Annotated in this window: 12 protein-coding genes; 4 read left to right on the forward strand and 8 right to left on the reverse strand. The window is 35.8% G+C overall.

Going from position 1 to position 15225, the window contains the following annotated elements; translation table 11 throughout:
* Window positions 1-105: 105 nt before the first annotated feature.
* Genes CLV62_RS16670 through CLV62_RS16685 form a run of 4 tightly spaced genes read left to right on the forward strand, consistent with a single transcriptional unit; the run spans window position 106 to window position 7921 of the window.
* Window positions 106-543, forward strand: a complete 438-nt coding sequence (locus tag CLV62_RS16670; RefSeq protein WP_110311914.1) for a DUF1896 family protein — start codon at window positions 106-108, stop codon at window positions 541-543.
* Complete coding sequence (locus CLV62_RS16675; RefSeq protein WP_110311915.1) at window positions 533-5926, forward strand: N-6 DNA methylase; 5394 nt, start codon at window positions 533-535, stop codon at window positions 5924-5926. Before CLV62_RS16670 ends, CLV62_RS16675 begins: the two co-directional genes overlap by 11 nt.
* Before the next feature lie 41 nt (window positions 5927-5967).
* On the forward strand, window positions 5968-6849 hold the full coding sequence (locus tag CLV62_RS16680; RefSeq protein ID WP_110311916.1) for a hypothetical protein: 882 nt from the start codon (window positions 5968-5970) through the stop codon (window positions 6847-6849).
* 1 nt (window position 6850) lies between these two features.
* On the forward strand, window positions 6851-7921 hold the full coding sequence (locus tag CLV62_RS16685) for a restriction endonuclease PLD domain-containing protein (protein ID WP_110311917.1): 1071 nt from the start codon (window positions 6851-6853) through the stop codon (window positions 7919-7921).
* A 78-nt stretch (window positions 7922-7999) separates the two neighbouring features.
* Here CLV62_RS16685 and CLV62_RS16690 read toward each other — a convergent pair whose 3' ends face one another.
* The 8 genes from CLV62_RS16690 to CLV62_RS16725 all read right to left on the reverse strand — a co-directional run bounded on the left by CLV62_RS16690 (window position 8000) and on the right by CLV62_RS16725 (window position 15225).
* The gene (locus CLV62_RS16690; protein ID WP_110311918.1) at window positions 8000-8359 is read right to left on the reverse strand and encodes a helix-turn-helix domain-containing protein; all 360 of its coding nucleotides are present in this window, start codon (window positions 8357-8359) and stop codon (window positions 8000-8002) included.
* Between the two features lies 1 nt (window position 8360).
* Window positions 8361-8729 carry a helix-turn-helix domain-containing protein gene (locus CLV62_RS16695; RefSeq protein ID WP_110311919.1) on the reverse strand — a complete coding sequence of 123 codons (369 nt, stop codon included), beginning with the start codon at window positions 8727-8729 and terminating at the stop codon, window positions 8361-8363.
* A 280-nt stretch (window positions 8730-9009) separates the two neighbouring features.
* Window positions 9010-9543 (reverse strand): dihydrofolate reductase family protein, encoded by a 534-nt coding sequence (locus CLV62_RS16700; protein WP_110311920.1) that lies wholly within the window; start codon window positions 9541-9543, stop codon window positions 9010-9012.
* A gap of 264 nt (window positions 9544-9807) precedes the next feature.
* Window positions 9808-10659, reverse strand: coding sequence for an RteC domain-containing protein (locus CLV62_RS16705; RefSeq protein ID WP_110311921.1), 852 nt, complete (start codon window positions 10657-10659; stop codon window positions 9808-9810).
* A gap of 149 nt (window positions 10660-10808) precedes the next feature.
* Window positions 10809-11480, reverse strand: coding sequence for an ABC transporter ATP-binding protein (locus tag CLV62_RS16710; protein ID WP_110311922.1), 672 nt, complete (start codon window positions 11478-11480; stop codon window positions 10809-10811).
* 3 nt (window positions 11481-11483) lie between these two features.
* A complete protein-coding gene (locus tag CLV62_RS16715; protein WP_110311923.1) occupies window positions 11484-12746 on the reverse strand; it encodes an ABC transporter permease in 1263 nt (420 codons plus the stop codon).
* On the reverse strand, window positions 12743-13909 hold the full coding sequence (locus CLV62_RS16720) for an efflux RND transporter periplasmic adaptor subunit (RefSeq protein ID WP_110311924.1): 1167 nt from the start codon (window positions 13907-13909) through the stop codon (window positions 12743-12745). Before CLV62_RS16720 ends, CLV62_RS16715 begins: the two co-directional genes overlap by 4 nt.
* The gene (locus CLV62_RS16725; RefSeq protein WP_110311926.1) at window positions 13906-15225 is read right to left on the reverse strand and encodes a TolC family protein; all 1320 of its coding nucleotides are present in this window, start codon (window positions 15223-15225) and stop codon (window positions 13906-13908) included. The genes CLV62_RS16720 and CLV62_RS16725 overlap by 4 nt, the downstream gene beginning before the upstream one ends.

A 15225-nucleotide genomic window follows, 5' to 3' on the forward strand; every position in this document is an offset into this window, starting at 1 on the left:
GGCACTTGGGATGGAAAACCCAAGTGCCGTTCTGCTTTCTATAAGCAATTTTTCTATACCACAGTACAAAAAACGGTCTTTCGACCTCCACTAATTTCCGCAATAATGAAATCTAAGAATAACCTAAAGGAGTTGTCCTATTATGGACTATTGCTCCGTTCATACCTCAAAGAAAGCCATCCTGAGAAGGCTGATGATTTTCAATATATTAAATCTCGCTCCGACATTGCTGCGGAAACTTACTCTAATGCCATAAAGGACGGATATTCACACGACAGAGCCGCAGAAATGGCCAGTCAATCTTTATATTCCGGATTACTGTTTTCCAAATTCGATACTATCCGCAATATTCTTTGGGAGGAATTTTCCTATATCCCCGAAAACGAAGTCGATCAAAAAGTTTTAGCCTTATTACCGCTATGCGAAGAGGTCTTTGCCGGATACAATCTACATGATGAGTTTGCCTATTCTTCCGAATACGATCAACTCTATACAGAACTGGTTGGACTAATTGATATTTGGGAGGAAGAAAATGAGCTATAATAAAAAGGCTCATCTCAGAGCCAATATTGATGCCATTCAAGTGGTATTTACTCTTGACAGAGAACAAAGATCAGCCACAGAGATAGAACAAGACTTACTATTCAATTATTCAGGATTTGGAGGACTCAAATGTGTTCTCAATCCTGTAAATAGTCTAGCCGATACCGTTCACTGGGCAAAATCAGAGTTAGAACTGTTTCCAATGGTTGCCGAACTGCATCGGGTTATCAAAGATAATACGAGTTCAGAACCAGAGTATAAACAATATATGAACAGCATAAAGAACTCTGTGCTAACCGCTTTCTATACACCACCCTTGGTTGTGCAAACTCTAGCCGATGCTTTCAAGGATAACGATGTGCAGATAAATAGCCTATTGGACCCATCGGCAGGCATGGGCGAGTTTTCCTCTGCATTCTCCTTTCGTTATCTCAAGGCTGATATTATGAATTTTGAAAAAGATTTGCTTACAGGTAAAATGTTATCTCATATCAATCCTGACGACAAAGTTATAATTGATGGTTTTGAAACGATCGAAAGTCGTTACAACAATCATTTCGATGTTGTTACATCCAATATACCTTTTGGCGAAATGAGCGTTTTCGATGCGGAGTTTATGAAAACAGATAAGCTGCATCGGGATTCCACACGAGCGATTCACAATTATTTCTTTATCAAAGGTGTAGAAACACTTCGGGAAGGAGGAGTTATGGCATTCATAACTTCACAGGGAGTATTGAATTCGCCGAATAACCAAGCCGTCAGAAAATGGCTGATGGATAATACAAGCCTTGTATCTGCAATCCGCCTGCCGAATAACTTGTTTGTCGAAAATGCAGGAACAGAAGTGGGCAGTGATTTAATTATTCTACAAAAGAACACAGCAAAACAAGAACTTACCAAAAACGAGAAACTATTTCTTACCACTTATAATCTTTCATCCGGAGTAACTATTAACAGCAGTTTTGAAAATCTACAACGGATTGTTCATACCAAAGGCTTTACCGATACTGATCCATACGGAAAACCTGCACAAATATTTATTCACGATGGAGGAGTAGAAGGTATTGCGACAGATATGAAAAAGATGCTGAATGCAGACTTCTCTCAGAATCTTGATTTGAATCTATACTATAAACATTCAGCTCAGAATCAAAAAGCGAATCAAAATACACCTACATTGAATAGAGGTTCAGAACCAGTAGAGAATAAATCCAAAGCGATCGAACTTAATGTGTCGCAACCAACCATGTCGTTATACGATTTGTTTGGATTTTCCGAGCAAGAGCGGACACAGATTAAACCAGGCAGAGGCAAAAAGCAGATACCATCACCCAATCAGAAACCTGTTCAATTAAGCTTATTCTCTAATAATAGAGAAGAGAAAAAGGTCGAACCCCAAGTTCAACAGCCAAAAGTAGAGATACCCAAACCATCTATGGAGCTTCGTCCATTCACAGGGAAATTGGAAAGCTACAATAAACAAGGTTCTTTGGTCAAGGACAATGAACAAATTGGTTATCTAAAAGAACGCTACCGATCTGATGCGATGTTTCAGCCTCTGGATTTACCTAGTATGCAACAAGCAAAGATTGGCAGATATATTGAGTTACGATATGCTTACCACAATCTATACGATTATGAAGCGAAACACTTAGAGGAAGAGCCGACCTTGCGTAAGAATCTAAATAATTCCTATGACTCTTTTGTCAGGTTATATGGTAATCTGAATGACAAGAAAAATATTGACATTGCCAAAATGGATACAGCAGGCGATGCTATTCTTGCTTTGGAACGCCGAATAGATGGCAAACTCAAAAAGGCGGATATATTTCAAAAGCCTGTAACCTTTAATCCCGATGAGATAAAACACGCCGAAACTTCTCGTGAAGCCTTAGTCGCTTCCCTCAACAAATATGGAGAGATTCGATTGGAATATATGACTTCACTCTTGGATAATAAGGACAGAGAGGAGGTTCTTAAAGACTTGGAGGGACAAATCTACTTCAACCCCATGTTGCAAAACTATGAAATACGTGACAAGTTTATTGCAGGTAATGTGATCGAAAAGTCAACCCAAGTGAAGCAGTATGCCGATAATCATCCCGATGATTTACCCACACAAGCATCTCTCAAAGCCTTACAGGAATCCATTCCCGAACCAATACGTTTTGCCGAATTAGATTTCAACTTCGGAGAACGATGGATACCGATGCAAATCTATCGGGATTATGCAGCCCAACTCTTTGATACCAATGTTGATATCGAATATTATGCTTCCCGTGATGATTTCACCGTCAAAGCAGATAGGAGTAATCTCATTATCAATGAAAAATTTGCCGTGCAAAGCGAAAAGCAACTCTTTACGGGTATTCATCTGATGAAGCATGCTTTGCTAAATACTTCTCCCAATATCACAAAAACTGTTCAAATGACAGATAAGGAGGGAGAGACTAAAAATGTAAAGGTTGCCGATCCCGAAGCCATACAGTTAGCCAATTCTAAAATTGATGAGATACGAAACGGATTTACCGATTGGCTGAATGACCAATCGCCCGACTTCCAAAACAAGTTAGCAGACCGATACAATCAGAAGTTCAATTGTTATGTGCGTCCACAATATGATGGATCTCATCAAACTTTTCCCGGACTGGATTTAAAAGCATTGGGTATTGTCGATTTATATCCCAGTCAAAAAGATTGTATCTGGATGCAGAAACTGATGGGTGGCGGAATTGCGGACCATGAAGTAGGAGGAGGGAAGACTCTCATTATGTGTATTGCTGCGTACGAAATGAAACGGTTGGGGTTGGCAAACAAACCGATGATTCTCGGACTCAAAGCCAATGTACACGAAATAGCAGCTACATTTAAAACAGCTTATCCCAATGCTAAGATTCTATATCCCGGCAAAGAAGACTTTACTCCAAGCAAGCGGATCAAGATTTTCAATGATATAAAGAATAACAATTGGGACGCTGTTATTCTTACTCACGACCAATTCGGCAAACTGCCACAATCTCCCGAAATGCAACAGAAAATCTTTCGTGCCGAATTGGATTCAGTAGAAGAAAATCTGAGAGTATTGGAGATGACAACAGGCAAATCTGCATCTAAACGTATGTTGCGAGGCTTGGAGGTACGCAAACAAAATTTAGAAGTAAAACTAAGTGTGCTTGCTGATACTATAAAGAACCGCACAGACGATGTGGTAGATTTTAAGATGATGGGCATAGATCACTTATTTGTAGACGAGAGTCATCAATTTAAAAACTTAACATTTACCACACGCCACGACCGTGTAGCAGGATTAGGCAATCCCGAAGGCAGCCAAAGAGCTTTGAATATGCTCTTTGCTGTTCGTACGATACAAGAACGTACAGGCAAAGATTTAGGTGCAACATTTCTTTCAGGTACAACCATATCCAATTCATTAACTGAGCTTTATTTACTATTTAAATACTTGCGACCGAAAGAACTCGAGAATCAGGGTATTAATTCGTTTGATGCGTGGGCAGCTATCTATGCGAAGAAAACAACCGATTATGAGTTCTCGGTTACAAACCAAATTGTACAGAAAGAACGTTTCCGTTATTTTATCAAAGTCCCCGAGTTGGCGAACTTCTATGCAGAGATTACCGATTTTCGTACAGCTAGGGATATTGGTATTGACAGACCCGAGAAAAACGAAATACTGTATAATATACCACCTACGCCACAACAGGAGATATTTATTCAAAAGCTAATGGAGTTTGCCAAAACGGGTGATGCAACTTTGTTGGGAAGAGAACCATTGTCCGAAAGTGAGGAAAAAGCAAAGATGCTTATTGCGACGGACTATGCCCGGAAAATGTCATTGGATATGCGGATGATTAGTCAGCATTATGGCGACCATATCGACAACAAAGCATCGCACTGTGCAGCTAATATCGCAGCGTATTATAAAAAATACAACGAAGATAAAGGTACTCAGTTTGTATTCTCTGATTTGGGAACATACAAGCCAAACGAATGGAACCCATATTCCGAGATAAAGCGAAAGTTGGTAGAGGATCATAATATACCTGCTCACGAAATACGTTTTATTCAGGAAGCCAAGACAGATAATGCCCGTAAAGCAATGATTGACGGAATGAACGAAGGGCGTATTCGTATTATCTTCGGTTCTACATCTATGTTGGGAACAGGCGTTAATGCTCAGAAACGTGCTGTTGCCGTTCATCATTTGGACACGCCGTGGCGACCCTCTGATTTACAGCAGCGGGATGGTAGAGCGATACGAAAAGGCAATGAAATAGCTAAAGAGTTTGCCGGAAACAAGGTGGATGTGATCATTTATGCGGTAGAGAAAAGTCTGGATTCGTACAAGTTCAATCTGTTGCAGAATAAACAGACTTTTATTAATCAGTTAAAGAATAACAGCTTAGGTAGCCGTACCATTGATGAGGGCAGTATGGATGAAAGTTCGGGCATGAATTTCTCGGAATATGTTGCTATTCTCTCCGGTAATACCGATTTGTTGGAGAAAGCCAAACTAGAGAAGAAAATCAATGCTTTGGAGAGTGAGAAAAAAGGTTTTGTCAAAAGCAAGTCTTCAGCTACATTCAAGTTTGAAGATAGTACCCGAACCATTGACGGAAATACACAGCTGATTAATAAAATGACAAAAGATTTAGATGCTTTCAATGGGCGTGTGCAAGTGGATAAGGAGGGTAATAAACTCAACCCTATAAAATTGGATGGTGTAAATTCTTCTGACCCTAAAATTATTGGCGAGAAACTGAACAAGCTGTCTGATAATGCCCGAACCAATAACGAATACTTTGTTATTGGCGAATTGTATGGTTTTAAGTTGATTGTCAAAACCGAAGAAAGCCAAAAGGAAGGATCGTTGTTTAAAGACAATCGATTCTTTATAGAAGGGGAGGGAGGTATTAAATACAACTACAACAATGGTCATATTGCTACTGATCCGAAGTTGGCATCAATGAATTTTCTGAATGCCCTGGAACGTATACCCAAATTGATTGAGAAATACCAAACGGATAATGAACGTTTATCGAAGGATCTGCCTATTCTCAAGGAGGTTCTTGATTCTACTTTCCGAAAAGAGCCGGAGCTAAAGGACTTGAAAACTCAATTGATTGCTTTGGATAGGCAAATTCTGTTGACTCTTACAACTAAAGATGAGCCGAAACAAGATGCACAGGTAGTAGAGTCTACTCCCAAACCTCTTGTCTCAAATAATATCCTTCGCTCTGGTCAGCCTATGAGTATTAAGGAGATTATTGATAGTAATCGGGAGCGGATATTAATTGGAAGGGTTGATACTAATCTAAAGAAAGATGAAGATGATAAGCCCTATAGAGGAATGAGAATGTAATATTATTTGTACCTTTCGAGAACTTAATAAAACTAAAGCATATGAATAACATTATACAAAATCTAAAAGGATTAGATCTCTCAAAAAAACCTCAAGATAAGATTAAGGAAGAACTTAATAAAATAGGTGGACTTGGATTTATTAACACCACATATCATAAAGGTAAAGAAATAGAAAGAGCAGTAAATAATACTACAAAAGAACCTATTTTCAACACAAAAGATCGTATTTCATATACTCCTCTTGATTGTATTAAGACTTATCAAAGAGCTACCATCCCAAATTCTAAAGAAGAAGTAAGTGATGGGCTAACAGTGTTTTACGGAGGGGTGTTACCAGAAGATGCTTCAGGATCGGATTTAACTCTTGCCAGAATAATTGCCGCAGCAGAGGCTTGCCCTTTAATTAGAGATTCCACTTCTGAAGAGAAGGAGAGTTTGCTTACTTTTGGGAAGTGGAGGGTCAAAGAAGATTTAAACTTACTAACCATTGTAGATCCTGCCAAAACATATAAACTAGAGAAATTAAATGAGTTAGTAACCCATTATAAGAAAAAACTAGAAAAGGAAGATAAAGATGTTAGTGAAAAAACTAAAAAATTTCTCTCTTTCATTTCTAGTGAATTTTCTAAGTATGTAAATGCAGAAGAACCCTATAATTATATGATCTCAGCACTTTTTACAGAGATGGTTCTATGTAATGAAAGGAATAAAGAGAGAATTGAGGGGATAGTCTATCCAAGCGTCCAAACCGCTGGAGATGGTTTATGTGTTGCAATATTACCTTCATCAATGCATAAATTAGAATTAATTAAGGTTCTGCAATCTAAGGTTATTAAAAAGGGAATGAGTATTAGATTAGAAGATATTAAATTTTGTAATGTAACTCCCCCAAATTCTGATTTCGACCTAAAGGATATATAATATGGAGATTATTAATAACCTTGCCAACACTCATAGGAATAAGATATATTCCTTGTTAACTCAATGTGAAGAAATCATAATTGTTAGTCCTTTCTTGCTAGAAGATTTCAAGATTATCTTCAACAATCCAATTAATTTTCCATTATTGAGAAAAATAAAATTAGTAACTACTCTAAAACCTAATGATTTAGATCAAATACGTAAGATTAGGTCATTCGAGTCATTATTGTCTGTAAATAAGAGTTTTGGAATCGATATTGAAATATCCATAGACAACAAATTGCATGGAAAAATATATATCTTTAAATATGTAAATTCAAAAAAGGGAATTATAACATCAGCCAATTTTACCAATCAGGGACTAAATAATAATCATGAGTGGGGAGTATTAATTTCAGATATTACACATATAGAATTTCTAGAAAGTGAGATTTGGGATTGTGTAGAATACAATAAGTTAGCAAGAAAAGAGATTGAAGCCATTATTGAAGAAATTAATAAATATTCTTTTCCAGAAAATCCACAAGAAACACCACTGATAGATATAGATCTTACTACATTGCTAGAATCAAAAAGGAAAAATAAAATTGAAATTTTAGAAAATCCAACCTTCTGGATAAAGCCCATAGGAACATCTCAAGACCCAGTCCATTCTGATTGGGTTTTTTCTGAAATAAATACGCATCTAACTTTTGCAAAATATCCAGCAAGTGTGAATATTGGCGATATTCTTCTTGCGTATGGTGTTGGTGACAGGCGAATTGTTTCCATATATAAAATATCAGATCGTTCTTTTAGAATTTCTCAAGAAGAAATAGAGAAAGAACCTTGGCGAGAACGTTGGCCATGGTGTATGCCTTGCGAAAATCTGAGTCCTAAATATGGTGTTGAGTGGAGTAACTTTAACTTATATATAGGTAGTCTTGCCAGTGAATTTATTCATACAAATCCGACTGAAAATTTAACCTCTAGAAGTCAATCATTGGGTGGATTGAATTATGGACATGATAAACTTAGATTAAATAAAAAATTCGCGAAATTTATAATTTCGAAGATAGAGAATACAGTTTAATGTATAGAAAACAAATCCCTTCTTATCATCACGACAGAAAGGGATTCAAAAAACCCAATAAAAATAACAAAACACCAATTAAACTACTATATCTTCCGTATCATCGTCTTGACGCTTATTCTTTCTCTGATATTTATCCTTATCAGTTAATACAGATTTTCCACCAAAATATTTACCTACGAAAATATTTACGTCTGACTCTTTGTAATAATTCCGCTTACAGATAGTCATAAATGGGATCAATCCTAAATTTCGATACCGCTGTAAGGTACGAGGAGCTATTTTCAGAAAAAGGCATAAATCCTGATTATCAAATAGTTTTTCATCCATCACGGTACTATTCGAGACCAATAGTTTATCAATTTTAGTATCAATATTTTTCATCAATTTGGCTAGACCTTTGATGTTAGCTTCGAATATGTCATCATCTATTCTCATATCAATAACTATTTTTCGGTTTATTCTTTTTTCTACTTTCGGTATACTCTTGATGACTTTTAATCAAGTCTGCCAAGGAGTCTTCTCCCGACCGAACCAACCGTTCTTCCAAAATTCGCTTGATTTCAGCCAGACTGTAATATGTTTTGCCTGATAACACAGAGTAGGAGATAAGGTTGTTGGAGCGTAGACGCTGTAAGGTGCGTTCACTTATTCTCAAAAAGGTACATACCTCATAGCTATCAACCCATACTTCGTTCAACTCTTCCGAAGTATTCGAGGTATCTTTATTCATAATGTAGTCGGCAATAGAATCAATCTTTTTGATTAAATCCTTGTATGCTTCCAAGTCAATTGTAATAACTTCCATATCAATTTTGTTTGATACAAATGTCTGATATATTGATATGTATCTTTCCCAAGTTGGGATAACTATTTTGAAATAAAGTTTTAATTATCTGGTGTTTAGCAAGAAAAATTGAGGGGTTTTTCCGAATAGAGATTGGAATCTGTGGAATTGTGTTTTTAAAGGTAGAAAGTTTGATAAACAGTCTAATTTAAGGGTATTTGACTCTAAAAAAACAGCAAATAAAAACTCCCAAACTGGGGCACAACTTGGGAGTTTGTTCTGATGGGAATAAGTGTATGTGCTACTTTATCTTTTGATAATCAATACATAAAACACCATTGTTATAAGACTGGCTATTGAGTAGTTGCCATTGAGATTCTTTTTTCATCTTGGGAAATAGAGGAATTCCATCTCCCAGTATTATCGGGATATAGGTAATAATCATATTATCAATTATATCACTGTTCAGGAACATGGAAACTAATTCCCCGCCACCAACGAGCCAAATGTCTTTGCCTTGTTTACTCTTTAGTTCAGAGATTGTTTCGATGATATTTTCATTCAGAAAATGAATATTTGGTTCTGTTTTACTTCCTGCATGGCGAGTGACAATGTATGTTTCTTTATCCTTATATGGCCAAACAACATCCATCGCTAAAATATCTCGATAAGTTTTTCCTCCCATGATTACAGTATCGATGGACTCAAAGAAATCTTTATAACCATAATCTAGTTGTTGAGGGTTCGGAAATTCAGTTAGCCAATCTAAATCGCCATCCAGACTGGCAATATATCCATCTATGGATGAGGCAATATATAATTTTATTTTTCTCATGGTTGTAATGTTTTAGATGTACAATATACAAAAAAGAAGTGTGGAACATGTACTGTTCCGCTACGAGGTACTGGTATACCCGAAGGACGAAACAGACATGTCCACACCATACTTTCGTATAGCATGAACATTGCTCTGCTAGTCTCGTCCTTCTAAAATTACCAGTTTTCGTAGCGAGACGTTCAGTGAACGTTATGTTATATCTTTAAGGAGAGTTACCCCTCCATATTTCTTTATTCTTCATACAAAGATATTATAATTTGTTTATTTGTTATCAGCTTCGTCCATTCTACCATTTAGATATTTTATCAATTTATCTAAGAAGATGGTTCGGCTACCTTTTCGATCTCGCATTTCAAGGAATGTGTGATAGTAATCTCCCAGATTGATATTGAACACATACTCTATATATTCTGTTAATTCTTTTATGTTTACATTCCCATTATTGAAACAACTAGTTCCTTCCCACCCATAAATCTGTTCAACTAATTCCGCTTTTTTACCTGTCCATGTCAACTTTACCATAGGAGAATAAGGCTCGGCAGAATAGGGCTGAATCGAATATGTCTCTAGTTTTACCAACTCCCCGTTGAGGTAGATGGAAAGCATTTCATTAGCCAATATTTTAGCTATTTTAAAATCGAAGCTAGTTGAAAAAGTAGGATCTCTTTCAAAATAAAAAGAATCTAAGTTCAGTTGGATATCAGGCTTCCCTCTGACAAAATAATACTTATCGAAGTGTGTGCATCCTGTTCGATAATACTTGTAGAAATCTAAATTCCTGTCAAAAAATGTTTTAATGTGATCCAACTCTTTTTTAAAATGAGCTTTTTGAGACTCTAGACTACCATTAGGGCGTATAGTCTCAATATTATATATCTTCCGATAGTAAATTAACTTGCTGAACAATTGAGGTTTAATATCTTTAAAAAAATAGATCTCTTCCTCTAAGCCCTTGAATGAATAAGTGAAAACAAATGACTTTAGTTCTACAAATGTACCTTCTAATAATTCAATTGCTTTGGGGGCTTTGACAAAAATATTTTCTTCTTCCAAATCAATAATCTTAAGCTGATAGTTTAGCTTTTCTATTAATTCGCATGTGTATTTTTTCATAATTGTGATATATTAGAATTTTCAATTCTTCTTTCATTTTTCGAGAGTGTTCTTACACCAACTATGTATTATTTCCACTAGCATATCAGGAATGAGCAATGCCAAACTAATCAATACTCCTATAATAATCAACACAATCATTAGATACTTCATGTAACTATCCTCCCATCTTTTAGATGAATAATCCGATCCGATCTATCAGCAAAGTCTTCATCATGCGTCACTGTCAGTATCGTTTGACCCTTTTCTTTACATAATTCTTTAAATAGATCAAGCACAATTGCTGTATTTTGGCTATCTAAATTACCCGTAGGCTCATCTCCAATTATTAATGTTGGTTGATTTATCAATGCTCTGGCTATAGCTACACGCTGTTGTTCTCCACCGGAGAGAAGGGATGCTTTCTTCTTTCCTTGATCAGCTACATCGAGCAAACAAAGCAGTTCGAAGGCATTATTCTCTATTTCTTCTTTAGATAACTTTCCTAATTTGAGTGCAGGAAGCATTACATTGTCAAAGACCGAAAATTCGGGTAATAAAAAATGAAATTGGAAAATGAATCCTATATGCTCATTTCTGAAATTGGCTAACCAGTTATTATCTTTACCTTTTATTTCGTTCTCACTTATATTTATACTTCCGTCAAAATCAGTATCCATTGTTGAGAGTAAATATAATAATGTGGATTTCCCACTGCCCGATTTTCCTGTTATAGAGGTCAGTTTCCCTTTTTCAACATTGAAATTCAAATCTTTTAAGACATGAAATTCTGTTGGTTGCCGAAAGTACTTATTCAGATTATTTACTTCTAAAATATTCATAGCCTAACCTCTTAATATTGTTATGGGATCTAATCGGGATGCTTTACGAGAAGGAAGATAACCAGCTAATGAAGTCGTTAACAATCCAAAGAGCAGACCTAATATATAGTATAAGATATTGAAGCACATCGGTAAATGGTCCAAGGATAGAAAATATTCACTTTCGAATGGAATAAATGTTGCGAGCCAAGAAAGTATCAAGCCAATCAGTAATCCGAGAATTGCACCAATGAAACCAATTGTTAAAGCCTGTATCATAAATATCATTCGAACATCATTATCGGAAAATCCAAGAGCTTTGATGATTGCAATATCTTTCATTTTTTCATATATCATCATATTTAGAATGTTGAATATCCCAAATCCGGCAACGAGCAAAATGCTGGCTGCGATACATTTAAAAACAATATCGTTCAATTCATCTCCTTCAAATAAAAGAGGATTATCCTTTAACCAGTCAGAACTACTGCATGAATGTTGTTCCACCAAAGACTGAGCCATTGCGGGTGCAAGTGATCTATCATATAATTTTATGTTTATATCTGTAATATAGGATGATGGCACACTTAGTATCGTTTGAACTGTTTTAGTGTTAACATAGCAAATTGTTTTATCTTGATCGGGTATACCTATTTTTATTATTCCTGATAAAGTTGCTATAAAATCAAACCCTTTATCGGTGGTAACGACTATTTTATCTCCAATATTCAAGTTTAATCTAGCAGCTAATTTCTTGCCCATAACTAAACTATTAGGGATATGAGATAGGGCTTTGGAATCTCCTGCTACGAATTTACTTTCCAGATCTAAGAGTTTATTTTCATCTTCATAATTTATGCCTGTTATCTCACCATTAATTTTAGAAGAACCAAAGTTATAGTAGACTTGGGATTTGACTATCCCCGAAACAGCTTTCACCGCCGGATTACTATTAAGTTTTTCAATGGTCTTTTGGGCATCTCTCAGATTTAGAAGGATATTCTTGGGTTTAGGATGGTGTACAATATTATTTTCTCCAATATGTACCCTATCTAATACTGCATCTTCACTTATATTAGTTTCATTAAATAACCTGATGTCAGGGCACTGCTCCAAAGATAGTTCTGTTATATACTGATTAACGCCTTTAACACAACCTAATAAAAAAATAAAGACAGCGATTCCAAATGTAACTCCTGCAATGGCTACAATTGTTTGTGTCTTCTTTGCCCATAACTGCGTGAAGCCAATATAAGAGGTCAGTTTAATACGATTGATATAGTTCATTGCGATCTGTATTTATATATGATGTCTCCTATTTTCAGGCCATTAGTTATCTCAATGAAATTATCATTTCTAATACCAGTAAGTACTTTTATTTTCTTTGTTACGCCCTCTGATGAATGGCGTAACAAGCTATCTCCTTCTAATAAGTAGTCAAAAGGAATAAGGATAGATTTTTCTTTTTCCCGAATCATAATATTTGCCTCTACTGTGGATTGAGGAAAGAATGATGAGTTGCTTGTAATAGAAGCTTCAACCTTGAAACTACGGGAATCTTTTTGTAGTAATGGGTCAATTTTCGAAATAGCACCTTCAAAAACATGATCTTTCGAAATATCTGTTTCAAAATAAACTTTTTGTCCGATTCTAATTTTTATCATATCCTTCTCATCAACTAATAATTCTAACTTATATTTGTTCTCAGAACCGATAAGCAATATTGTTTCGCCACTAATGACAACCTCACCTACTTTCTTTTGAATGGAATATACTTTTCCCGAAACTTTGCTCTGCAATACTTTACTTTCATTCGTTTCAGACACTCGTGCCAATACCATCTCTGCATCAAGAACCTTATTCGCTAATTCATTTCTTTTAGCCGTGTATTGCTGCTGTAAATTAGTATATACAGTATAGCTCGATTCAGCTATTAAGCTATATTGTTCTGCTTCTTTTGCTGAAACGGCTTTGTCTTTCAATAAGAAATTATAACGTTCAGCATTCTTTTTATCCAAGGCATATTTCTGATTTGCTAACTCAATTTTCAATCTGAACTCATCAAGTATGGCTGATCTTTCCAATGCTTCTTTCTTTGCGAAAGTCAGTTGCTCTTCAGCAATACCAACTTGTTTTACCTCTTTTGATGTACCGAGATATACTAAGATATCCCCTTCTTCTACAAAGTCGCCCTCTTTTACCATTATCTGTGCAATACGTTCTGTTGATGCCCCCTTCAATAAAAAAGATTGCTCGGGGAATATTTCTCCCGAAGCATAAACTGCTTCATTTATAGTTTCTTCTTTCACTGCGTAAGATTCCATATCTCCATTGCAGGATGAAACAAAAAGAACAAGAGTGGCTATAATTGTGCATAACAATATTCTTTTAGGCTTTACTAGCCATCCTATATATCCATATACCTGTAATATCAGAGCAAATGTTCTCATTTTTCGATTCTGTTACTTTGTAAATAATTCAGTTCAACATAATTTTTAAGATAATTCAGCTTTGCTGTATTTAGTCGTTCTTGAGATTCGATTAAGTCTTGCTGAATTTGTTTCAGTTGGAGCATGTCAATAATTCCTTGCTCTATTTTTTGTTGGCATAATCTCTCATTCTCCTCAGCAAGTTTTACCACTTCGTTTAATTTATCCAATACTTTCAATGTTTTATTGGTTTCCAAAACAATTTGCCGAAAGTTTTTTGTTTCTCGTTCCTCATAATCTGACAACTCCATAGATGCTTGCTTTGCAATAGCCTTTTGTCTTTTAGCAGAATTTATGTCTGCTAGAGAGAAGAGAGGTATTTGCAACCGTAGACCTACAAACCCACTGGTATACCAAGAAGATGATCTTTTGAAATCATTGAACTTGTCGCCGAATCCCATTTGCCCCAAATTACTTGTAAATGACAGCTTGGGATAGAATGATGATCTGAGTGATTTATATTTGTATTCTTCAATATTCACTTTATGTTGTTGTTCTTCATAATTAGGCAAATTGTGAACACTGAAACTTTCATTTGTCAATGAAGGTATATTTTCTATATCTGATATGCTTAACAATTCGTCCAATGGATAACTCATCCAGAATTTCAAATCCAATAGGCTTTTTTGAAAATCTGTTTCCACTTTTATCTGATTCTCGACATATTGATTTAAAATACTTTGCGATTGGTTTAATGATATTTTATCTATAATACCTGCATCAAATTGCTTGAACAATAGTGAATTAATATGTCTATACATACGCAATCGTTCGTCAGCTGTTTCAACATTTATTCTTTGTATCTGCACAGAATAGTAGGCTGCCGTAACATTCCTATCTAATAGTTTCGATAATGATTGATAATTATATTTAGACGCTTGACTTTTCAAATTTTGCACCTTTATCTCTTGCCATGCCTCCATATTCAATATCTTCCAATTCACATTCACGCCATAGTTACCCATCCAAGGAGTTCCTATAGGAATTGCTACAGTTGTTCCTTCCTCTTTGCCGACTAGCTCTCCCGGATAGGATTGTACAGGTATCTTCCAATAATAATCCATTTCTGCCGAAAGAGATACTTCTGGGACAAATTGTGATAAAGCCACTTTCTTATCGAATCCTGCGACTCTTATATTTTGAGAATTTGCCAGTAACTCCTTGTTGTTCTCTTTGGCATACACTAGGCAACGATCAAGTTGCCACCCTTGTCCATAAACGAGTGGAAAGAATGAGTAAAAAGTTACCAGTAGAGTATATATTTTTACTTGTCCCAT

The sequence above is a fragment of the Indolivaga alginatilytica genome (genome assembly GCF_003201355.1).
GTDB lineage: Bacteria > Bacteroidota > Bacteroidia > Bacteroidales > Dysgonomonadaceae > Dysgonomonas_A > Dysgonomonas_A alginatilytica.